Consider the following 21,586-nt stretch of genomic DNA (forward strand, 5'->3'; position numbering starts at 1 on the left):
TTGTAAGATCTCACCGCTTGTCATCATTAATACATCGAAAAAATAAAACTATTTTTTCTCTTTTTCATCGCATTTTTGAATATTGCTACATTTGCCATATAAATAGAGACTATGGTTAGCTAGCTCAATACCATGCTGTTGGCTAATTTCACGCTGACGACGCTCAATTTCTGAATCTTTAAATTCAAACACTTTTCCACAATCCATACAGATAATGTGATCGTGTTGATGATTCATATTTAATTCATATACTGCTTTATTCGCATCAAAATTATGACGGGTTAGAATACCGACTTCTTCGAATTGATTTAATACACGATAAACCGTAGCCAAGCCAATTTCAGACTGTTTCTCTAAGAGCAACTTGTAAATGTCTTCCGCAGCAAAGTGTTGCATTTGATCACGAGTTTGTTGCATTAACTCAAGGATTGTTAAGCGTGGCTCCGTGACTTTCAAGCCCACTTTCTTTAATAATTTTATATTTTCTTCAGGCATATATCCTCCAGTCGACATATTAAGCTAATTCGGCTAAATACATTTCATCAAAAATTTGTTTACACCAACGATTTACACGTTCTTCTGTCAGTTCAGGTTGACGATCTTCATCAATGCATAAACCAACAAAAGTTTCGTCATCAATTAATGCCTGAGAAGCTTCAAAAGTATAGCCTTCTGTGGACCAGTGACCGACGATTGTTGCGCCATTCGGTTCAACGATATCACGTACAGTTCCCATTGCATCACAGAAATATTCTGCGTAGTCTTCTTGATCTCCACAGCCAAAAATACCTACAATTTTTCCAGTAAAGTCAATCTCTTTTAAGGTTGGCATAAAATCATCCCAATCTGCTTGAGACTCGCCGTAATACCAAGTTGGAATACCAATTAAGATAAAATCATATGCTTCAATATCTTCTTTCGTGCTTTTTGCAATATCACGAATATCCACTAAGTTTGCACCTAGATGTTTTTGAATCATTTTAGAAATATTTTCTGTGTTTCCGGTGTCACTACCGTAAAATAAACCAACAACTGCCATTTGAAATACCTATTTGTTCAACTTAATAGCATTGCCATTAAGATAATCGTTTAAAATGAGTTCAATTAATTGCCCCCTGGGCAATCCTTTTAACGCTGCTTCTTGTTCCAATGCCTCCACTAAATCCGAATGTAGCTTTAACTCGACACGTCTTAACCCAGAAAATTTATCTCGTCTGAGTTGATTTCGCTTATTTATACGAAGCTGTTGCTCTCGGCTTAGAGGATTTGTGCGTGGCCGCCCAACTTTTGGCATATTTTCGAACAGATCTAACGTTATACAATCTGAATCTTGCTTTGCCATTACTACAATTCTTGGGCTACATTATTATCATTCTGAATGAGAATGAGACGCTAATTATTAAAGTTGTAACTATACCATAATCAAACATTATTGAAAACGGGATAACCATATTTGTACAAAGATATCTAAAAATCAGCACTCAAACTAAATAATATCCAGTTTCTCCAACGCATCTAAAATCCCATCTTGCTCTATCGGTAAAGTCACATAGTCTGCAACGGCTTTCAGCTCTTCTTCGGCATTTCCCATTGCGACACCAAAGCCAACAGTCGAAATCATTTCAAGATCATTTAAACCGTCTCCAAACGCCATTGCATTTTCAATCCCAAAGCCAAAATGGTTGAGCACATCTTGAATCCCTACCGCCTTTGAGTTGTTTTTATTAAGCAGATCGACTGAATGTTTATGCCAACGGACTTCTTTTAGATCATCTTCTAAAATCCCTGAGCGCACCACTTCATCGGTTCTTTCTTGGGGGAAAAATGCCAACAGTTGAATCACAGCGTGGTCCAAATAGAAATTCGGATCGACAATATAATCGTCTTTAATCGGGCGAAGTGACTCTTCCACTTCGGCGGTATTTTTAGACACAGCGATCTGCTCTGCAGTCACAAAAGCATATTCAATGCTCAGCGCTTTGAGTTTTTCCAACATTCGTTCAATACGTTCAGTCGAAAGCGGATATTCACTGATGACCTGATCTTGATACAAATTGTATTGCCCATTAGTTGTCACAAACAGATCAAAACCTTGCTCATTCATCAGAGGTTTTAATTCTTTCGGAAAAGCACCATAAGTTCTACCTGTGGCAATTGCTGGGATAATCCCTTTGGCTCTTAAACGTGGCAATACTTGTTCAGAAATGGAAAGGGGAATACGGGTCTCTTTTTTGTAGTATAAAGTTTCATCAATATCAAAAAAGACAATTTTGATTGGGGCATTGGGCTTTTGCATAACATCTCCTTTTATTGTTGCAATGTCCTGTTTTTATTAATAAAAAATATATACGGACACACTCAGTGTGTCCCTACAACTGAATTATCAACAATCATAAATAAATTCTACTCTTTTTTCGATCTATGTCACAAAAATTCCTCTATTTTCTCTCGAAAAACTTGATAGAGTTCAAAGAAAATAAAGGGGGAAAAATGAACCTAGGAGATTTTCGATGCATCCACTGCCAACGAAAACTGGCAATAGCATCACACGGTATTTGTAGCCGTTGTAATGCCTTGTTAGCCCGCCACAGCTACTGTGGTAGTTGTGGTAGTTTATTGTTGAGCGATCACAATTACTGTGGCAATTGTTTGAAAGATGAACCAAAATGGCATCATATTGTGCAAATTGCAGACTATAAACCACCGCTTACGGAATGGATCCACCGCTTTAAATTTCAGCAACAGTATTGGCTCGATCAGCCATTAGCAAGGCTGCTATTACTGGCAATTTATCAAGCAAGGAGAACGCATCAACTGATCTTGCCAGACGTGATTTTTCCCGTGCCGTTATATTGGCAACGAGAATGGCAACGGGGATACAATCAAGCGGGTCTTTTGGCTCAATATTTAGCAAAATGGCTCAATTTACCGTTAGATCTCCACAGTTTACAACGTATTCGTGCCACATCGCCACAACGAGAATTAACTGAACAAGAACGGCGACGAAATTTGCGTAATGCTTTTGTATATCAACCTAAACAACCTTACCAACGAGTTGCCCTTGTTGATGATGTGGTCACTACAGGTTCTACGATTAACGCTATTTGTGCTGAATTGCTGAAGCAAGGGGTGAAAGAGATTCAGGTTTGGACGTTGGCGAGAGCTTAGGGGACAAGTCAATAAAAAAAGATGTAGGGACACACTGCGTGTGTCCACTGAAAATTCCCTTTACGCCAAAGTTAAATTAGGCGGACACACGCAGTGTGTCCCTACATTGATTTTACGTTCTTGTTTCCCTTAGCCAAAACAACCTCTCACTCGTCCCCCAAATCGTTTCAGCGATTAGCTCAGGGCTTTCTGCCCGTAATTCACATAAAGCTTGAAAACTGACCGCTAAACGCTCGGGGCGGTTGGGTTGTCCTTGATAGCCAAACACAGGCATATCAGGGGCATCGGTTTCAAGCAGTAGACTTTCTAGCGGTAATTTGCGAATTGCTTCACGAGTTTTGTTTGCCCTTGCATAAGTGATTGTACCTCCTACGCCGATTTTATAACCGAGATCAACAAAACGTTTAGCCTGTTCATAACTGCCTGCAAATCCGTGTACCACGCCTGTTCGAGCGAGTTTGGCTTTTTTGAGAAAGACAAAAAGTTGATCGTGGCTTTTGCGAGAATGTAAATTGACCGGTAAATCGTACCGCTTGGCAAATGCCAGTTGAGCTTCGAGAAACTCGCACTGCTTCTGCCACAATTCAGGGGTACAAACCGCTTCAACGGCACGTTCTAAACCGATTTCGGCAATAGCGGTACAATGGGGATCTCGACGATTAAGGCAACTCTCTAGCAAATCCAAATCTTCTCGCTGGTGCTCTGCAATATAAAGGGGATGAAGCCCTAAGCCATAGGCAATATGGTTTGGTTCAGCCTGACTACAAGCGGTTACATCTGCGAAATTGTTTGCAGAAATCGCAACAATAAGAATACGTTCTACCTTTTCTGCTTTGGCATTAATAACCAATTGTGAAACCGAAAGATTAAGATCTTGAGCAAGATAGTCTAGATGGGTATGGGTATCAAAGAAACGCATTTTATTCCTAAAAATAAGGGGCGAAAACTCGCCCCTCACAACATTCATTTAGATTATGCTTTTGTTGTATCATCAACATAAATATCTGGGTCTTCTTTACCTAATGGTTTTAACATGGTGAAGAATGCCACTAAACATGCAGCTGTTAGACCTAAACCAATCCATACAGATAATTCATAATCTAAGCCGAAGCCGATTTTGTTGTATGCAAGGAAAGTGAATGAAACAGTACTGATAAATGCCGCTGGAATAGTACATACCCAGTGGAATTTATTATAGCGATATAAGTACGCAGCTGCTGTCCATAACATGACCATTGCTGTCGTTTGGTTTGCCCAAGTGAAGTAACGCCATAAGATACTGAAGTCGATTTTTGACACAATAAAACCAATGACAAACAATGGAAGACAGATCATTAAACGTTTAGCAAAACTTTTCTGCTCAATTTTAAAGAATTCAGCAATGATTAAACGTGCTGCACGGAATGCTGTATCACCAGAAGTGATTGGTAATACAACCACACCTAATACCGCAAAGATACCACCCACAAAGCCTAAGAAGTAGAGTGATGAGTCGTAAACAACTTTAGATGGTGAACCTGCTGCAATCGCATCTTGTAACGCTTGTGGGTTTTCATAGAATGCTAAACCAACCATACACCAGATTAACGCAATCACACCTTCAGCAATCATCGCACCGTAGAAAATAAAACGACCTTCGCTTTCATTTTCAGCACAACGAGCCATTAACGGAGTTTGTGTTGCGTGGAAGCCTGATAATGCGCCACAAGAGATTGTTAAGAATAATAAAGGCCAAATTGGTACATCACCTTTCACTTGGAAGTTTTCAAAGAACTTCTCGAAGCTCATGCCATCTACTGTACGGAAGAAATCGACTGGATCAGTCACGCTGAAATGGCTTGTCACTAAACCATATACCATACCGATTGACATAAATAAAAGTAGTGCACCGAAGAACGGATAAATACGACCGATAATTTTGTCAACAGGAAGTAAAGTTGCAAGAATGTAGTAACCAAAGATGATTGCTGTCCAAACCGCAATAACTGTTGGTTTATCCATACCCCATACAGTGATATTACTTGCCGCTGCAGTTGCAGTTTGTGCAATTTCTTCCGCATTGTTTAAAGACAACGTACCGCCAGAAGAGCCAAATACATCAACAGTAATTGTACTTAATAATTGAGCTGGACTTGCAACGAATACCACACCAACAAGAAGGAGTAATACAACCGCTAAAAGGTTGATAAATGCTTTAACAGGACGACCTAAATATTTACCCGCCAAGTTAGGCATTGATGCACCGCCATTACGCACACTTAACATACCACAGAAGTAGTCGTGTACTGCACCAGCGAAAATACAACCTAATACAATCCAAAGCATTGCCACTGGTCCGTATAACGCACCAAGGATCGGACCAAAGATTGGACCTGTACCCGCAATGTTTAATAACTGAATAAGCCAAATACGCTTTTTCGACATTGGCACATAGTCAACACCATCTTGCATGGTATAAGCAGGCGTTGCTTTTTTCGGGTTAATAACGAAGATCTTTTCAATGATCTTGCCGTAAACAAAGTACCCTAGAACTAAGACGGCGACACAGAATAAAAACCACAACATAATGGAATCCTATAATCTATAATTTGCTAATCATGCCAAATGGCGATGTATTCTAATTATTTATGTAAATGAAGTAAATCGGATTGTTAAAGCACTTATAGAAAATGTGACAATAGTCACAATTCACTTACACACTTATTCGATATTATGTAGCAGTTACACAAAACGACACTTATTTATAACCACTATATTCGTATAATTTTCACCAATTTTTGCAATGCATTTTTGAGATCTTCTGTCCATAAAAAAGAGCAATTCACTCTCAATCCCTTAGTATAGGTAGACGATAGTGTAAAGAGTTCACTCGGGCTAATACTCACTTTTTCTTCCAGCAATGCCCGGTAAATTTGCATACTATCTAACCGCTCTGGTAGCGAAATCCAAAGAAAATAACCGCTTGGGTGATAGTCGATTTGGCAATCTTTTGGTAAATGCTGTTGTAAATAGCTAAGAAATTGCTTTTTATTTTTTTCTAGCTGTCGTCTGAGCATGCGAAGGTGTTTTTCATAATGGTGATTTGAAATAAATTCCACCAACGCTTGCTGAAGCAGTGTGTTCGCTGAAATGGTACTCATCAGTTGCAGATGTTCAATTTTATCGGCAAATTGCCCTGCATGAACCCAACCTATACGGAAATTTGCCCCTAAAATTTTGGAAAAAGACGAACAGTGTAACACCCAATTTTGGCGGTCAAAGGCTTTCATCGGTAGCGGTTTTTCGCCCCGATAATAGAGTTCTTGATAAACATCGTCTTCAATCAGGTGAACTTGATACTGTTCCAACAAGTCGCCGATTTGCTGTTTGATTTCAGTTGAAACAGTAAACCCAAGCGGATTATGGCAATTGAGCATAAGCCAACAGACTTTGATTGGATAACGTTGTAGGGCTTGTTCAAAGGCGGCAACATCAATGCCGTTTGGGTGATCGGGCAAGGTTACCACATTCAAGCCGAGTTTTTCCGCAATTTGCCACGCCCCATAAAACACCGTTTGTTGTAGCAAAATGTAGTCGCCTTGTTGGGTAAAGGCTTGTAAGGTTAAATTGAGTGCGTCCATACAACCTGAAGTAATGACAATTTCATCCGCCAATGTTGGAATGCCTTGCAGGGTGTAACGCTGAGCGATTAGTTTTCGCAATGCCAAGTTAGCCGTGAGCGCGGTTTGTGGTTCAAACATCTGTTGATCTCGGCTTAAACGACTGAGAATTTGTAACAATTTAGGCGGATTGAGATATTCGTGGCTAGGAAAGGGCGAACCAAGCGGTACGATCTCGGGGGATTGGATCGATTTTAAATACTGAAAAACAAGGGAATTGATTTCGATCTGCTGAGTAACCGTGATTTCACGGGGGATTTTAGGTTGCGTACGGCTTTGGTAAAACGGAGCAACAAAGTAACCGCTTTTCTGCACGGAATAGATCAGCCCTTGGGCTTCCAGCTCTTGATAAGCATTCAGCACTGTCATTAAACTTAAGCCCGAACGCGCCACTTGATCGCGCAAAGACGGCAGTTTGTCGTGTGGCTTTAATTCGCCACGTTCAATAAGCTGTTTAAGATGTTGAGTAAGTTTGCTGTATTTATACATTTAACGACAAGGGGTATTCATTTAATTGTACGGCATTATGTAGCAGTTGCACAAAGACTACGTAGGGGCGGGGTTTATCCCCGCCCGTTAAATATTGAGGTTATTTCGGGCGGGGATAAACCCCGCCCCTACAAGCTTTTCTGAGTTTTATGCAACTACTACATAATATCGTAATTGTAGTCGCTCACCATATCACAAATAAACAAAAAGGGGCAAATCAATCAAATGCCCCCTATTTTTAATATTCCTAATACGCCAACTTCATCATCATTTTAAACAAACCGGCAATCACGCCCAATCCTACAAAACCGGTTAGCCAAAGTAGAATAAACCATTGTGTTGAGCTCAGTTTCATCGTTTTCTCCATCAATGATAGCCTTCATCGCCAATACGTACTTTATCCCTAAAGACCCAGTAAGATAAAATCGTATAGCCCAAAATAATCGGAATAAAAATCCCTGCACCAACCAAGGCAAACATCTGACTTGAACGTGGTGCAGAAGCTTGCCAAATATCCACCGTTGGCGGAATAATGTAAGGAAAGAGACTTAACACAAAACCGATAAAAGCCAAGAGCAGTAACAAAAAGGTGTAGATAAACGGCTTTTTGTCGTGGCGTTGTTTACAAGCGGTCAGAAGTAGCCAAAAAATTGCCAATGTTGCAATCAACATCATCGCAAAGTAAATCACATTCGGCTGTTCAAACCAACGTTGTGCAAAATTAGGTTCAATTATCGGCGAGACAATCAACACGACCACAAAAACCGCAAATAAGAGAGCCGTAACTTTTGGCATAATGCGGAACATTGTCTGCTGTAAATCGCCTTCGGTTTTAAAAATCAGCCACGCACAGCCGAGTGTGGCATACATCACCACCACACCAACGCCAGTAAAGAGCGTAAACGGCGTGAGCCAGTCAAAGGTTCCGCCTGAATAGATACCGTTTGTGGTTTCAATGCCTTGAATAATCGCCCCTAAAATCACCCCTTGCAAAAAACTTGAGCACGTTGAGCCGAAGATAAAAGAGTAATCCCACCACTTTTTGTTATTGACCGATTTCGAGCGAAATTTAAAGGTCACGCCACGAAAAATCAGCGTGATCGCCATTAAGCTAATCGGAATATAGAGGGCCGATAACACGGTGGCATAAACCACAGGAAATGCCGCATAAAGCCCTGCTCCGCCAAGAACCATCCACGTTTCATTGCCGTCCCAAACAGGGGCAACGGTATTCATCATCACATCGCGTTCTTGCTCTTTTTTCACAAATGGAAAGAGAATGCCAATGCCTAAATCAAAGCCGTCTAACACCACATAAATCAGCAAGCCCAGCCCAATAATTAAAAACCAAATCAGTGCGGTATCTATCATCTTATTGCTCCTTTGAGTAAATCATTTCAGGGCCTTTCCATAACATTCTGAGCATATAGAAAATGCCACAGCCGAAAATAATCGTATAGGTAATCACAAAAATAATCAGTGTTAAACCGACCTGATCAGCAGAAACCGTATGCGATAAGCCATCTTTGGTTCGCATTAAACCGTAAATCAACCACGGCTGGCGACCGACTTCAGTGGTTACCCAACCGGCTAATAACGCAATGTAGCCTGACGGGGTCATCAAAAAGGTGAAGCGGTGGAACCATTTTGTTTCATAAAGGCGGCTGCGTTTTCTTAAATAAAGTGCCGTTAAAGACATCAACACCATCAACATACCCAAGCCAACCATCACTCGAAAGCTCCAGAACACAATTGGCACATTTGGGCGATCTTCAGGGGCGAACTCTTTCAATCCCGTGACTTTACCATCTAAACTGTGGGTCAAAATGATACTGCCTAAATTCGGTACGCCAATTTCAAAGTGATTTTTTTCTTGTTCCATATCCGGAACAGCGAAAAGCAACAATGGCATAGCGTGATCGTGGTTTGTGTTCCAATGCCCTTCAATCGCCGCTAGTTTAGCTGGCTGATGTTTTAAGGTATTTAAGCCGTGCATATCCCCAACAAACACTTGAGCAACCGAAGTGACTAACACCATCCACAAACCATAAGAAAAGGATTTTTTAATCAGTTGATCTCGGCGACCACGCAACAAATGCCAGCCTGCTGTGCCAACCACCAATAACGCCGACACTAAAAACGCCGCTACTGCCATATGAGCAAAGCGATAAGGGAAAGACGGGTTAAACACAATTGCCCACCAATCTTCAGGTACGACAATGCCATTTTCAATACGGAACCCTTGTGGCGTTTGCATCCAGCTGTTTGACGATAAAATCCAAAACATCGAAATACAGGTACCAATCGCCACCATCAAGGTTGCCCCAAAATGTGCTTTCGGGCTAACACGTCCCCAACCAAACAACATAATGCCTAAAAAACCCGCTTCCAAGAAAAATGCGGTTAAGACTTCATAGGTCAGCAAAGGCCCTGTAACACTGCCTGCAATGCGTGAAAATTCACTCCAGTTCGTACCAAACTGGTAGCTCATCACAATGCCCGACACCACGCCCATACCAAAGGCAATCCCAAAGATTTTTAACCAAAATTTGTATAAATCCTTATAAATCGGATCGCTTGTTCTAAGCCAACGCCACTCCAAAAACGCCAAAAAACTTGCCAAGCCAATGGAAGTGGCTGGAAAAATAATATGAAAAGAGACGGTAAATGCAAACTGAATACGAGCTAACATTAACGCCGTAAGTCCGAGATCCATAGAAATCAACCCTTTGTAGAAAAATAGGTGGGCATTCTATGAAAATTCACTTAAAAGGATAAGATACACATTTTGGCACAAAAACTATAACAGATGTCATAAATAAACCTAAATAAGAAAATCTGTTATAATTACAAGCGGTCAGTTATCGATAAAATTTTACAAATCAATATATAACAATTCGATTTGTTTAAATTATGAACTTTCAATCTTCCCTTTAGGAACTGAAAAAAAGTTTTTCTGTCTTAAATTACACGAGTTACAACACAGCTAACTCGTATAAATACAAATGATTAATAAAGGAAATATCAATGAAAATTATGATGAAAAAATCACTTTTAACTTCTTTAGTTCTCGGATTAAGCGTATTTGCAACACCAATGTTAGCGCAAGCAAATTTACCTAATGTTGTAGATGGTCAAGCTGTACCAAGCCTTGCCCCTATGTTAGAAAAAGTGCGCCCTGCTGTTGTCAGTATTGCAGTTGAAGGAAAAACAAAGGCATCAGAAACAAGACCAAATATGCCAGAAGAATTTGAATTTTTCTTCGGACCTGAAATGTTTAGAGATGGTGGTGCACCACGCCAGTTTAAGGGAGAAGGTTCAGGCGTAATTATTAACGCAAGTAAAGGTTATGTTGTTACAAATAACCACGTCATTGATAATGCAGATAAAATTACCGTAAAACTTGAAGATGGGCGTGAGTTTAAAGCAAAATTAGTTGGTGCAGATCCAATGTCTGATGTTGCACTTATTCAAGTAGAAAACCCAAAAGATTTAACCGAAATTAAAATCGCTGATTCAGATAAATTACGTGTTGGTGACTTCACCGTTGCAATTGGTAACCCATTTGGATTAGGTCAAACGGTCACTTCAGGGATTGTTTCGGCACTCGGTCGTTCAACAGGTAATACGGATGAAGGCTATGAAAGCTATATCCAAACTGATGCTGCTGTAAACCGCGGGAACTCAGGTGGTCCGTTAATTAATTTAAATGGTGAGTTGATCGGTATTAATACTGCGATTATTTCTCCAAGTGGTGGTAATGCAGGTATTGCCTTTGCGATTCCAAGCAATATGGCAAATAACCTTGTTCAACAAATTATTGAATTTGGTGAAGTAAAACGTGGATTGCTTGGCATTAAAGGCGGTGAATTAAATGCTGACCTAGCTAAAGCCTTTGATGTTAATGCACAACAAGGGGCTTTTGTAAGTGAAGTAATGCCTGAATCTGCCGCAGCGAAAGCGGGCTTAAAAGCAGGCGATGTAATTACCGTATTAAATGGACAAAAAGTTCGTAGTTTCTCTGAATTAAGAGCGAAAGTAGCGACTACCGGTGCAGGTAAAGAAATTGAGCTAACCTATTTACGTGACGGTAAAGAAAGTAATGTAAAAGTCACATTACAATCAGATGAGCAAAGTAAAACAAGTGCCAAAAGTCTATTACCAACCTTAAATGGCGCTGAATTAGCTAACTATGATGAAAAAGGCATCAAAGGTGTTGAAATTGCCAAGGTAGAAAAAGGTTCTATGGCAGAATCTAGAGGGTTTAAAAAAGGTGATGTGATTGTCGGTGTAAACCGTCAAGCCGTCGAGAATTTAGGCGAGCTACGTAAAATTCTAGATTCAAAACCATCAGCGATTGCCCTAAACATTCTGCGTGACGGTTCTAACTTCTACGTGATTATTCAGTAATTCGATATTATGTAGTAATTCTAGAAATAGATAAAAGGGTTGGCATTAATAATTACTGCCAACCCTTTTGATTTATATGTAGAACTCTCTGCTATTACACGTTTTTCATAAAACGTTGAATTCGACCTGATGCAATTTCTTCATCACGGATTGTCATCACTTCACAGCCATCTTTGGTGATCACAATTTGGTGTTCATATTGTGCAGAATGACTACGGTCTTTCGTTTTCACGGTCCAGCCATCTCCCATTAAGCGAATCTCTTTCTTACCCGCATTAATCATTGGCTCAATAGTAAATACCATGCCTTCTTGTAAAATTACACCTTCATCATCGGCATAGTAATGTAATACCTGTGGATCACTGTGGAATTGATCGCCAATACCATGTCCGCAATATTCACGAACAACAGAAAACCCTTCTTTTTCAGCATATTGCTGAATAACTTTACCAATTTGATTTAAGCGAATGCCAGGTTTGACTGTACGTAAAGCAATATAAAGAGATTCTAATGTCACTTCTAACAAGCGTTTATCTTTGATACTTGGTTCACCCACAACATACATTTTTGAGTTATCACCAAAATAGCCATCTTTAATGACTGTCACATCAATATTCAAGATATCACCTTTTTTAAGTTTTTTATCAGGGTGAGGGATACCGTGACAAACTACTTCATTTAAAGAGATACAGGTTGCATTTGGGTATCCATGATATCCTAAACAAGCGGGGATTGCCTGTTGCTCTTTCTCAATATATTCATGACAAATACGATCTAGCTCCCCTGTAGTAACACCTTCTTTTACGTAAGGCTCAATCATGACTAAAATATCAGAAGCAAGCTTACAAGCAACACGTAACTTTTCAATTTCAGCTTCAGTTCGGATAGGAATATTTTTCATTTTTACATCTCATCAAAGTTAATATCAAAAAGATTATACTCTCTTTATATCGATAATTCATCGCTATTACACAAGCGGTTAGTTGGTATGTAATATTTGTTAAAATATCCGCAAGATACTACCGCTTGTAAATGATTACTTAACGACAGATAAATTAAACTTTTTAATCAAGAAATTAAGTAATAATCCATAAAGTGGAAGGAAAAGTAGCAAACTCACAAAGAGTTTAAAAGCATAGTCAACCGTACCAATAGTAAACCAGTGTTCTGCCATATATTCATCGCTACTACGATAGAACGCTACAGCAAAAAAGACAAAAGTATCAATGAGACTACCAAAAATGGTTGAACATGCTGGTGCAAGCCACCAAGTTTTACCCTGACGTAAACGGTTAAAGACGAAAATATCCATCAGCTGTCCAACCACATAGCCTGCAAAACTTGCTAATGCAATACGAAAAACAAAGCTATTAAATTCGCTCAGCGTTGCAAATCCTTGAAATTGTCCTTCAAAGAAAATAACAGAAATAACATAGCTGACAATTAATGCAGGAAGCATCACAGCTAAAATAATTTTACGAGCAAGGTTTGCGCCAAAAACTCTCACCGTTAAATCTGTAGCTAAAAAGATAAATGGAAAGGTAAAAGTTCCCCATGTTGTTGGAATGTTACTTTCAGTAAATGGAATTGGAATTTCAAAAGCAATTTGTACCAAATAATTACTGATCGTAATAATAAAAATATGGAACAGGGAAAGTAATAGCAATGAGCGACGCTTCTGAGCGTCAGAAAAATAGTCAATAACGTTCATACGATTCCTTTTTATTTAAAGTTTGGTTAGTTGGGGTGAGGGAACCCAAAATGATAATAGGGGGCGAAATGATACTGAACAATATATAAAGGTCAAGTAAATTTAACATTATCTCTTTTAAGTAAATAATTTATCTACAATTAGTCACTTTATCTTATACACCATTCACGTAAACTGTCTAGAAAGAATAAACAAGGAGAAAATGATGTTACAACTACGCAAAGCAAATGAGCGAGGCGACGGATCTTTCGATTGGTTAGAAAGCTACCATACCTTCTCTTTTGCTAATTATTACGATCCAAAATATATCCATTTTTCACACCTACGAGTCATTAATGAAGATTTCATTGCTGCGAATAATGGATTTGGCATGCATCCACATAAAGATATGGAAATATTAACTTATGTATTAAATGGACGTGTTGCACACAAAGACAGTATGGGAAACCAAACAGAAGTGAAAGCGGGCGAATTTCAAATTATGTCTGCAGGTTCTGGTATTTATCATTCTGAAATCAATCCAAGTATTGATGAAACATTACATCTGTACCAAATTTGGATTATTCCGAATGAAAAAAATATCCAACCTCGTTATGCTCAAGGGAAATTCGAAGATAAAGAAGGGAAAACCTTAATTTTATCGCCAACTGCTGATGAAGGTTCATTCAAAGTCTATCAAGACATGAAACTTTGGCGCTATCAATATAGCGAAAAGAAATCAGAAAGTCTTGTGCTAAATCCTGAACGACGCTATTGGCTACAAGTTGTTAAAGGCAGTTTAACGGTAAATGGCGTAAACTTAAATACAAGCGATGCTCTAGGTATTCAGCATGAAGATTTACTAAACGTGACCACACAAAGTGATGTAGAATTTTTGCTTTTTGATTTAGTCTAACAATATAGCGGTAAGATCCTTGCAAAATTTTGCAAAGATCTTACCGCTTGTCTATTACTTCGTTAATAAATCTAACGCTTCTTGATATTTTGCTACCGTCTTTTCAATTATATCAACAGGAACACGAGGGGCTGGTGCTTGTTTATTCCAACCGCTATTTTCTAACCAATCACGAATAAATTGTTTATCAAACGACGGCGGATTTGTACCTTCTTGATAGGTTTCTACTGACCAAAAACGGCTAGAATCAGGGGTTAACACTTCATCCATTAAAGTCAATACGCCATTTTCATCTAAACCGAATTCAAATTTCGTGTCGCAGATAATAATCCCTTTAGTTAAAGCATAATCTGCAGCTTCTTTGTATAACCTAATTGCAACATCACGTACTTTTGCTGCAAGTTCAGCACCTATTTGACGCTCGCACTCGGCGTAGCTGATATTAATATCATGATCACCTACTTCAGCCTTACTCGACGGCGTAAAAATTGGCTCAGGTAACTTACTTGCTTCAATTAAACCTTCTGGCAATGTTAACCCACAAATCGTGCCTGTTTTTTGATAATCTTTTAAACCACTTCCCGTTAAATATCCCCGCACAATAGACTCAATTTTAACTGGCGTTAAACGCTTACACACAACGGCTCTATACTGAATTGCTTCAGCTTCTTCTTTTGGCAATACATCAAACACAGAATCACCTGTAAAATGATTCGGCATAATATCAGCCAATTTATTGAACCAGAAATTTGAAATTTGAGTCAAAATTTCACCTTTGCGTGGAATCGGATCATCCAAAATCACATCGAAAGCAGACAAGCGATCAGTTGCAACCATTAACATACGTTTGTCATCAATTTCATAAAGATCACGAACTTTACCTGAATAGATTTTTTTTAGGCTGATTTGCATGGCGGTATTCCTGTAGAGTAATTAAAACGAGCAAATTATAGCAACTTACGCAAACGTTTGCTATTTATCATTAAAATAATTTATCGTTGATAACCGTACATTATACTCTTCTACAATTAATGAGATTTATCCCAACGATTTTCTCTCAATAGCTGATCAGCAAACTGCATTTTGAGCTTCAAATTCTCATAAGATTGGTTATCTTCTGCTGTTAATGCTTTTGCTTTTATTTGAATACCTTGTTCCGTGAAACCCAACCAATTTCGGGATGTAACCATGCCCATTACATCACCTTGATTTAACATAATTTGCTCATTATGTTCTTCAGAAAACAGTGACTTCCCATAAGTGTAGATAGGTTGGTTAAAACCTAATAAATCCATAATAGAAGGAAATAGGTCATATTGCGATGCTAATCGTTGTTCTCTTTTTGGCGTTAGAGAACCATCTGGTGTATAAATGACTAAAGGAATATGGAATTTTTCAGGCAATGACTCATCACTTTCTGCATTCAATGTATGATCTGCGGTAAAAATAAAAATCGTATTTTTATACCATTCTTGTTTTTCTGCTTCCTTCATAAATTGTTCTAAAGCCCAATCGCTATATTTTAATGTATTTAAGAAACCATACTCATTTTTAGCATCATGTGGATATAACTCAAATTCTTTTCCAATATTAGGAAAAGGTTCATGCGTTGTTCCTGTAAACATAAATGCAAAAAATGGTTGTTGGTTCTTTTTGTTAATTACCTGACTAAAAAACTGCAACGCATCGTAATCCCACCCAAATCTTGGCTGCTCTTGGGGATATTCTCTAAGTAGGGGAACATCTTCTTTTCCGTAATATTCCTGAAATCCTAATGCATTGGCAATGCTGTCCATATGAAAAGAGCGTCTTGCAGATGATTGCATCATAATTGTGCGATAGTCATACTGGTTTGCAATATCAGCAATTTTGCTCATCTGTTTCAGCTCTAAACCAAAACCTAAAGTAGGTTGATTTGGTAATGCTGGTAATGAAGATAAAATCGCCTGAATACCGATAATACTGCGTTGCCCTGCGGCATAATAATTATCCCAAACCTGAGATTTTGAAATAAGGCTATCCATAAATGGAGTTACTTTATGTTGGCTACCACTTAACCCATCAATATATTTATAGCTCCAACTTTCTAACAAAATGAGTACAAGATTTTTCTTCGTTGGTTGATTAAGTGGATGGTGCCATTGAAAAACAAGCGGATTATTTTTTGCAAAAGATTGCAACTCTTGCGAAGATACATAATTCAAAGGTTTTTGGTTTAGACGATTTTTAATCTCTCTATAGCTCATATAGACAGGATTTAACGATAGATTAGCTTGTTGTAACTTGCTACCAGAAAATGCATCACTCAAATTAATTGGACGGCTCGTTAAAATGAACCCTCTGAATAAAATGAAGTATAAAAGTGCTAATCCTAGCCATGCAAAGATTTTAATCACCCAAGATGAAGATAAATTTATTGATTTCTTTAATGGGCGAATAATGATCACATACCAAAGAAGAGCTAACATCGTCAAAAAGACGAATGCATAAATGGTATGTTCTAAACGGGAGCTAAATGCAATTTCAACTAAAGCAGCTTTATCTGCAGAAATGTTTAATACTTCAGAACCAATATGACGCTGTACTTCACCAAAATAAGCCAAATCACTCAAACAGTAAATCAGCATCCCTAGTAATATAAACCCAGCAACACAAGATAGCATTATTCTTACGGTTGATTTCTGAATCCAACTTAACGGTAAGCTTAATAGAACCAATACTGGAGATAAAAATAGCATGGTTGTCGCGCTGTCAAATTGCACACCTTTAACGAAGCCTTGTACTACTTCACTTGCACTAAGTGGTAAAAAGTAGCTCGGGTACATAAAATAAAGTGCAAAACGACATAAAAAGAAAGAAAAGAGAGAAAAAAAGATAATCTTTAAAGGTAAAGCAATAAATGTCATAACATAATCCCGCAACTAAATTCGGGGTATTATAAAACTGATCAACAAGTAAAAAAAGCAAGCGGTACGATTTTGCAAAAAATTTGCAAGATCGTACCGCTTGTCATAAGGCATATTAAGCGATTGTCATCTGTCCTGCATAGAGTACAAAGTAACGTAAACAGAGTACGCCGATTAACCCTAAGGTTGCAAGGAATAGAATAAAGCCTTTTTGGTGTTTAAGCTTCGCTGGTGATACAAGATTCAAAATCATTGGGATCACCAAACCAATAGCAACAACGCCAAACCAGAACATTTTGCCCCAGTAGCCTGATAAGGTTAAGGCATTATCTGCTGCGACAGCACTTTGTCCGCCTTTGGAATAAAGGTAAGCAAAGAAGCCTGCTAAGAGTAACATTTCAATGATCGCCACTGGCTTTTCAAACTTGTGTAAAAAATGCACTTCGTGGCTCTCTACGGCAACTTTACCAACGATTAAAATCGCAACCAGTAATGCGGCAATACCTGACGATGTCCCTGAAGCTAAGAACAATACAGGTAGCACAGGGTTGTTGAGCATTGGGTAGCTAATTAACTCCGATAATAAGAAACCTGTATAAGCCCCTAACGCAAGAGATAGGAAGATTAAGAAGATTTCAATTAACGAAGTAAATTTTGCAGCAATATCAATTAAGCCAAACACAAATTTTGGGATAAAGCCAAAACCGCTTAACCAGTTTTTAAAGATAATCGCCAACCAAACAACCAATACCGCCATAAATACTTGGAACAGCATTACCCCCATAGACATTACTGAGTCAAACTGATAATTGAACATCAAATACCAGAATGTCCACGGACGAGCCAAGTGGAAGATCAGCAAGGTCAAGCCAATGATAGTGGCAACAGGTGATAAAATCGCCATTGTACGAATCATCCAACTTTGGCTTGGATCGGCTAATTTGGCTTGGCGTTTATACAATACGGCAAGTAAAGTTGAACCTGCGGAGATCCCTAATAAAAAGAGATAGATCGCAATGGTTGAATCCCATACTAAATTCGGGGTTTGGAATGGTACATATTCATTCATGATGTCACCCCTTCTCTTTTAATATGATAAAGCTGTGGATCTGTGCCTAATTCCACTTTAGTTCGATAAGTCGGTTTCTCTTTGAGTAAACGAGAAATATCGCTATTTGGATCATTGAGATCGCCAAAGGTTAATGCTTTCGTCGGGCAACTTTCTACGCAAGCAGGCTGCTTGCCTTGTGCTAAATTGGTATCACGACAGAAGTTACATTTATCAGCCGTTTTCTTGACTGGCTCAATATAACGTACACGATATGGACAAACGGCAATACAGTAAGAACATCCTACACATAAATTAGGATTCACATCTACAATACCAGTCGCTTTGTCGATAAACGATGCACCTGTTGGGCAAACACTCACACAAGGGGCGTTGCTACAATGCTGGCACGATTGACGGAAAAACTCATATTTGACGTTAGGAAATTCGCCATACGGTTGGCTACGGATGATCTCCAAACGAGAAACGCCTTCGGGAACCTTATTCGTTTCACGGCAAGCGTCCATACAGGCTGTACAGCCGATACAGGCTTGTTCATCGTGTAGCATCGCATAGCGAATGGTTTTACTTTCTTTCTCAGTTGCAAGAGAGAGCGAGCTTGTGGCAAGCCCTGTTGTACCTGCCACAGCGATTACTGCCCCCGCCCCTGAGATAAAATCTCGACGGGAACAACTCATTTTTGCTCCTTAGCTTCTGCTTTTTTGAAGGTACCTTTGTGTACTTCCGTATGGCAATCCACACAGAGTTTGACACGTTGTTTAGATTCGGTCGCTTTCATCGGCTCTATTTCTGGGTGAAGTTTGTGGCAGTTCACACAAGCAATTTTATTTGCATGGGTGTCGTGCGCCCAGAATTTTTCACGCAGCTTCTCAGGGCTATGACAAGCAAAACAGACTTGATTTTGCTCATCAACAGAACGCTCTAAGGCTGGATTTCTTGCTTTACCGTGAGCATTGAAACGCATCACATCTTTCACGCCTTTACGGTGGTTTTCAGAAATGTTGCCGTGACAACTAACACAGTTGAGCGGTTTGCCATTGTTTGGGCTAACGGTATCTTTCTGGAAGTGTTTACCTTCATGTTTAAAACGGGAAAGGTGACCGTGACAGTTCACACAGTAAGTATTTGGATCACGGCGAGAGTCTTTCGCAATGGTCGCTCCATCCACATTATCCAATGGATTTGTCCAAATCGGCTGTGGCTGCGCTGGCATTTCTGCCAACGCATTTGAAGAAATTGCAAAAAAACTCACTAAAGTGACCGCTTGTAGAGCGATCATTCGCCCAACTTTTGAGAAAATATGTTTCATAGTCGCCTCAACTTAGCAAATTATTTTGCATCCGCAGGTAATAAGCCTTTCTCTTTCGCTTCTTTTTCCCATTGTGGTACTACAGTACGTAAGAATTCTTCTTTCGCTGCTTTTTCTTTGTCAAAGTCAATGCCGACGACTTTTTGTGCTTTCTCTTTTGTTGAAATATCAGGGAACTCAATTGGAGTTTGTACACCGTGTTTGGTTAAGATAACCGCAAGTTTAGTACGTGCATCTGCCGCACGATCTAAGCCCGTGCCAAGAACGTGAAGAATCACATCAGGTGCGTGCATATGACCGCCGTGACCCGCTGCAGAGTAGTCCCAACGCCATTGAGCGTGACGAATTGCTTGTAATGCATCTTTCATTTCTTCTTCAGTTGCACCGACTTCCCACGCTTTTTTCGCTTCAAAGTGTGCTTTCACAAGTTGATCTTCTAAACGCCCCATTACGTCTTTAATTTGTTTTTTATGCTCTTTCACACGAGCTTGTAAACTCTCTTTGCTCTGTTCGTGACAGGTTTTACAAGTGTGTTCAAAGTTATCAAACGGATTGCCGATTTTGTGATCGGTATAAACTTTGCCGTCTTTGGTTTCCACTTTCGGCATATGGCAGTCGATACAAGTCACGCCATTTTTACCGTGAGTACCTAACGCCCAAGTCTCAAAGTCAGGGTGTTGTGCTTTGAGCATTGGTGCTTTTGACAAACCGTGAACCCAGTCGGTGAATTTGATTTCATCAAAGTATTTCTCAATGCTATCCACATCAACGCCTTTATCCCACGGGAAAGTTACCGCTTTCTCTTTACCCGCAAAGTAGTATTCAACGTGACAGTTTGAACAAACCGCCGCACGTTTGCCGTGTTTATCTAAGCCGTCAAATTTCCAACCGATGACATCTAACGCACGCAAAACGTGTGGACGAGCGATATTTAATGCCGCCTTACCGTCTTTAAATTCTTGAGAAGTGGTATCGTGACAGTCTGCACAACCGATAGGATTGACGATTTCTGAGCCATATTTCGCCCATTTTGCGTCAAAATAGCCAACTTCGCCTTTTTCAGCGATCATACGCGGTACATCAGGACTTTTACACGCCCAACACGCCATTGGTTGAGGACCTGCATCTGGCTCCATAGGTGCGCCTGTACGTAAAATATTACGCACATCAGTCACCGCATAGAAGTGACCACGTGGCTTGTTATAGTCTTTAGAGAAAGCATATCCAGTCCAAAGAATGACTAAGCGTGGATCTTCTTCCAACGCACTGGTGATCTCTTTTGACTCCCCTGTCGCAGCCCAAGATTGATACTGAAGCGGATAAAGTTCTGCAAATTTATGGTTTGCAGACTCAATTTTCACTTCAGGTTTAGCAGGTTCAAATTCTTTCGCTTCCCCTGCTACAGCAGAATGGATACACCCCAACATCGCCATTGTCGCAACAAGGCTATTTTTCAGCATTTTGCTTACTCGTTTCATACGAGACTCCCACAATTGATAGTACTACAAATGATAATATTTCTTATTTAAAAACAATAAGATAGTGAAAATATTTGGGATTGAGAATATTAAAAACCTGATAGATTTACTAGGAAATTCATAAAAAAAGTTACAAAACTTTGAACTAAATCAAATTTAGGAGAAACAGAAATTTTAGATATAAAAAAAGCACCTTTAGGTGCTATCTTAGATTGCATATGGTGCCCGAGGCCAGACTTGAACTGGCACGCCCCGAAAGGCGAGGGATTTTAAATCCCTTGCGTCTACCGATTCCGCCACTCGGGCATCAATATAAAATTGAATTGTTCATTGTCATTCAGTAGCACTGAATGACAGGAAATATGATATTTGTTCTGATAGAATTCTGCAAGAACTTTTTTGAGTGGTTTGAATTAAGTAAATAAAATTTAGACATCTTGAATATAAACCAGTCAAAAAAAGGGAGGCTAACACAAGACTCCCTACATTTTA

The 21,586-nt window shown here is 39.3% G+C and carries 20 protein-coding genes and 1 tRNA gene; 3 read left to right on the forward strand and 18 right to left on the reverse strand.

Annotation, left to right across the window (positions count from 1 at the left end):
- Nucleotides 1–48: 48 nt before the first annotated feature.
- The 4 genes from fur to C5N92_RS09480 all read right to left on the reverse strand — a co-directional run bounded on the left by fur (nt 49) and on the right by C5N92_RS09480 (nt 2,296).
- Nucleotides 49–495: a ferric iron uptake transcriptional regulator gene (fur, locus tag C5N92_RS09465; protein WP_111750609.1), complete on the reverse strand. Its 447-nt coding sequence runs from the start codon at nt 493–495 to the stop codon at nt 49–51.
- A 19-nt stretch (nt 496–514) separates the two neighbouring features.
- On the reverse strand, nt 515–1,039 hold the full coding sequence (gene fldA, locus C5N92_RS09470; RefSeq protein WP_111750610.1) for a flavodoxin FldA: 525 nt from the start codon (nt 1,037–1,039) through the stop codon (nt 515–517).
- A 9-nt stretch (nt 1,040–1,048) separates the two neighbouring features.
- Nucleotides 1,049–1,342: a LexA regulated protein gene (ybfE, locus tag C5N92_RS09475; protein ID WP_111750611.1), complete on the reverse strand. Its 294-nt coding sequence runs from the start codon at nt 1,340–1,342 to the stop codon at nt 1,049–1,051.
- A gap of 144 nt (nt 1,343–1,486) precedes the next feature.
- Complete coding sequence (locus C5N92_RS09480; RefSeq protein WP_111750612.1) at nt 1,487–2,296, reverse strand: Cof-type HAD-IIB family hydrolase; 810 nt, start codon at nt 2,294–2,296, stop codon at nt 1,487–1,489.
- Between the two features lie 194 nt (nt 2,297–2,490).
- Between C5N92_RS09480 and C5N92_RS09485 the strand changes: the two genes are divergently transcribed.
- On the forward strand, nt 2,491–3,168 hold the full coding sequence (locus tag C5N92_RS09485; RefSeq protein ID WP_111750613.1) for a phosphoribosyltransferase family protein: 678 nt from the start codon (nt 2,491–2,493) through the stop codon (nt 3,166–3,168).
- A 112-nt stretch (nt 3,169–3,280) separates the two neighbouring features.
- On the opposite strand, the gene C5N92_RS09490 is transcribed toward C5N92_RS09485, so the two are convergent.
- The 5 genes from C5N92_RS09490 to C5N92_RS09515 form a co-directional block, all read right to left on the reverse strand.
- A complete protein-coding gene (locus tag C5N92_RS09490; RefSeq protein WP_111750614.1) occupies nt 3,281–4,087 on the reverse strand; it encodes a TatD family hydrolase in 807 nt (268 codons plus the stop codon).
- Between the two features lie 53 nt (nt 4,088–4,140).
- On the reverse strand, nt 4,141–5,733 hold the full coding sequence (locus C5N92_RS09495) for a carbon starvation CstA family protein (protein ID WP_111750615.1): 1,593 nt from the start codon (nt 5,731–5,733) through the stop codon (nt 4,141–4,143).
- A 185-nt stretch (nt 5,734–5,918) separates the two neighbouring features.
- Nucleotides 5,919–7,316: an aminotransferase-like domain-containing protein gene (locus C5N92_RS09500; protein ID WP_111750616.1), complete on the reverse strand. Its 1,398-nt coding sequence runs from the start codon at nt 7,314–7,316 to the stop codon at nt 5,919–5,921.
- Nucleotides 7,317–7,682: 366 nt separating this feature from the next.
- The gene (gene cydB / locus C5N92_RS09510; protein WP_111750617.1) at nt 7,683–8,687 is read right to left on the reverse strand and encodes a cytochrome d ubiquinol oxidase subunit II; all 1,005 of its coding nucleotides are present in this window, start codon (nt 8,685–8,687) and stop codon (nt 7,683–7,685) included.
- 1 nt (nt 8,688) lies between these two features.
- Complete coding sequence (locus C5N92_RS09515) at nt 8,689–10,032, reverse strand: cytochrome ubiquinol oxidase subunit I (RefSeq protein ID WP_111750618.1); 1,344 nt, start codon at nt 10,030–10,032, stop codon at nt 8,689–8,691.
- A gap of 311 nt (nt 10,033–10,343) precedes the next feature.
- On the opposite strand from C5N92_RS09515, the gene C5N92_RS09520 reads away from it, so the two are divergent.
- The gene (locus tag C5N92_RS09520; protein WP_111750619.1) at nt 10,344–11,726 is read left to right on the forward strand and encodes a Do family serine endopeptidase; all 1,383 of its coding nucleotides are present in this window, start codon (nt 10,344–10,346) and stop codon (nt 11,724–11,726) included.
- A 94-nt stretch (nt 11,727–11,820) separates the two neighbouring features.
- Here C5N92_RS09520 and map read toward each other — a convergent pair whose 3' ends face one another.
- Both map and C5N92_RS09530 read right to left on the reverse strand, forming a co-directional pair.
- On the reverse strand, nt 11,821–12,627 hold the full coding sequence (gene map / locus C5N92_RS09525) for a type I methionyl aminopeptidase (protein ID WP_111750620.1): 807 nt from the start codon (nt 12,625–12,627) through the stop codon (nt 11,821–11,823).
- 135 nt (nt 12,628–12,762) lie between these two features.
- A complete protein-coding gene (locus tag C5N92_RS09530) occupies nt 12,763–13,437 on the reverse strand; it encodes a 7-cyano-7-deazaguanine/7-aminomethyl-7-deazaguanine transporter (protein ID WP_111750621.1) in 675 nt (224 codons plus the stop codon).
- Between the two features lie 205 nt (nt 13,438–13,642).
- Here C5N92_RS09530 and C5N92_RS09535 point away from each other — a divergent pair, with 205 nt between their 5' ends.
- Nucleotides 13,643–14,332 (forward strand): pirin family protein, encoded by a 690-nt coding sequence (locus C5N92_RS09535; RefSeq protein WP_111750622.1) that lies wholly within the window; start codon nt 13,643–13,645, stop codon nt 14,330–14,332.
- Nucleotides 14,333–14,386: 54 nt separating this feature from the next.
- On the opposite strand, the gene C5N92_RS09540 is transcribed toward C5N92_RS09535, so the two are convergent.
- The 7 genes from C5N92_RS09540 to C5N92_RS09570 all read right to left on the reverse strand — a co-directional run bounded on the left by C5N92_RS09540 (nt 14,387) and on the right by C5N92_RS09570 (nt 21,400).
- Nucleotides 14,387–15,244, reverse strand: coding sequence for a phosphoribosylaminoimidazolesuccinocarboxamide synthase (locus C5N92_RS09540; RefSeq protein WP_111750623.1), 858 nt, complete (start codon nt 15,242–15,244; stop codon nt 14,387–14,389).
- A 116-nt stretch (nt 15,245–15,360) separates the two neighbouring features.
- Entirely contained in the window at nt 15,361–17,157 is a 1,797-nt protein-coding gene (locus tag C5N92_RS09545; protein ID WP_245898313.1) for an LTA synthase family protein, read from the reverse strand.
- A 196-nt stretch (nt 17,158–17,353) separates the two neighbouring features.
- Complete coding sequence (nrfD, locus tag C5N92_RS09550; protein ID WP_111750625.1) at nt 17,354–18,307, reverse strand: cytochrome c nitrite reductase subunit NrfD; 954 nt, start codon at nt 18,305–18,307, stop codon at nt 17,354–17,356.
- Entirely contained in the window at nt 18,304–18,984 is a 681-nt protein-coding gene (gene nrfC / locus C5N92_RS09555) for a cytochrome c nitrite reductase Fe-S protein (RefSeq protein ID WP_111750626.1), read from the reverse strand. The genes nrfD and nrfC overlap by 4 nt, the downstream gene beginning before the upstream one ends.
- Entirely contained in the window at nt 18,981–19,616 is a 636-nt protein-coding gene (gene nrfB, locus C5N92_RS09560) for a cytochrome c nitrite reductase pentaheme subunit (protein WP_111750627.1), read from the reverse strand. The genes nrfC and nrfB overlap by 4 nt, the downstream gene beginning before the upstream one ends.
- Nucleotides 19,617–19,636: 20 nt before the next feature.
- Nucleotides 19,637–21,094 (reverse strand): ammonia-forming nitrite reductase cytochrome c552 subunit, encoded by a 1,458-nt coding sequence (gene nrfA / locus C5N92_RS09565; protein WP_111750628.1) that lies wholly within the window; start codon nt 21,092–21,094, stop codon nt 19,637–19,639.
- A gap of 219 nt (nt 21,095–21,313) precedes the next feature.
- Nucleotides 21,314–21,400: transfer RNA gene (locus C5N92_RS09570), tRNA-Leu, on the reverse strand.
- Nucleotides 21,401–21,586 lie beyond the last annotated feature (186 nt).

Source organism: Glaesserella australis (assembly GCF_003260095.1).
Classification (GTDB): domain Bacteria; phylum Pseudomonadota; class Gammaproteobacteria; order Enterobacterales; family Pasteurellaceae; genus Glaesserella; species Glaesserella australis.

What these genes read in the sequence shown, in the direction of transcription:
- fur (WP_111750609.1), bottom strand. Translation starts at nt 495, where the DNA reads ATGCCTGAAGAAAATATAAAATTATTAAAGAAAGTGGGCTTGAAAGTC.
- fldA (WP_111750610.1), bottom strand. Translation starts at nt 1,039, where the DNA reads ATGGCAGTTGTTGGTTTATTTTACGGTAGTGACACCGGAAACACAGAA.
- ybfE (WP_111750611.1), bottom strand. Translation starts at nt 1,342, where the DNA reads ATGGCAAAGCAAGATTCAGATTGTATAACGTTAGATCTGTTCGAAAAT.
- C5N92_RS09480 (WP_111750612.1), bottom strand. Translation starts at nt 2,296, where the DNA reads ATGCAAAAGCCCAATGCCCCAATCAAAATTGTCTTTTTTGATATTGAT.
- C5N92_RS09485 (WP_111750613.1), top strand. Translation starts at nt 2,491, where the DNA reads ATGAACCTAGGAGATTTTCGATGCATCCACTGCCAACGAAAACTGGCA.
- C5N92_RS09490 (WP_111750614.1), bottom strand. Translation starts at nt 4,087, where the DNA reads ATGCGTTTCTTTGATACCCATACCCATCTAGACTATCTTGCTCAAGAT.
- C5N92_RS09495 (WP_111750615.1), bottom strand. Translation starts at nt 5,733, where the DNA reads ATGTTGTGGTTTTTATTCTGTGTCGCCGTCTTAGTTCTAGGGTACTTT.
- C5N92_RS09500 (WP_111750616.1), bottom strand. Translation starts at nt 7,316, where the DNA reads ATGTATAAATACAGCAAACTTACTCAACATCTTAAACAGCTTATTGAA.
- cydB (WP_111750617.1), bottom strand. Translation starts at nt 8,687, where the DNA reads ATGATAGATACCGCACTGATTTGGTTTTTAATTATTGGGCTGGGCTTG.
- C5N92_RS09515 (WP_111750618.1), bottom strand. Translation starts at nt 10,032, where the DNA reads ATGGATCTCGGACTTACGGCGTTAATGTTAGCTCGTATTCAGTTTGCA.
- C5N92_RS09520 (WP_111750619.1), top strand. Translation starts at nt 10,344, where the DNA reads ATGAAAATTATGATGAAAAAATCACTTTTAACTTCTTTAGTTCTCGGA.
- map (WP_111750620.1), bottom strand. Translation starts at nt 12,627, where the DNA reads ATGAAAAATATTCCTATCCGAACTGAAGCTGAAATTGAAAAGTTACGT.
- C5N92_RS09530 (WP_111750621.1), bottom strand. Translation starts at nt 13,437, where the DNA reads ATGAACGTTATTGACTATTTTTCTGACGCTCAGAAGCGTCGCTCATTG.
- C5N92_RS09535 (WP_111750622.1), top strand. Translation starts at nt 13,643, where the DNA reads ATGTTACAACTACGCAAAGCAAATGAGCGAGGCGACGGATCTTTCGAT.
- C5N92_RS09540 (WP_111750623.1), bottom strand. Translation starts at nt 15,244, where the DNA reads ATGCAAATCAGCCTAAAAAAAATCTATTCAGGTAAAGTTCGTGATCTT.
- C5N92_RS09545 (WP_245898313.1), bottom strand. Translation starts at nt 17,157, where the DNA reads ATGTACCCGAGCTACTTTTTACCACTTAGTGCAAGTGAAGTAGTACAA.
- nrfD (WP_111750625.1), bottom strand. Translation starts at nt 18,307, where the DNA reads ATGAATGAATATGTACCATTCCAAACCCCGAATTTAGTATGGGATTCA.
- nrfC (WP_111750626.1), bottom strand. Translation starts at nt 18,984, where the DNA reads ATGAGTTGTTCCCGTCGAGATTTTATCTCAGGGGCGGGGGCAGTAATC.
- nrfB (WP_111750627.1), bottom strand. Translation starts at nt 19,616, where the DNA reads ATGAAACATATTTTCTCAAAAGTTGGGCGAATGATCGCTCTACAAGCG.
- nrfA (WP_111750628.1), bottom strand. Translation starts at nt 21,094, where the DNA reads ATGAAACGAGTAAGCAAAATGCTGAAAAATAGCCTTGTTGCGACAATG.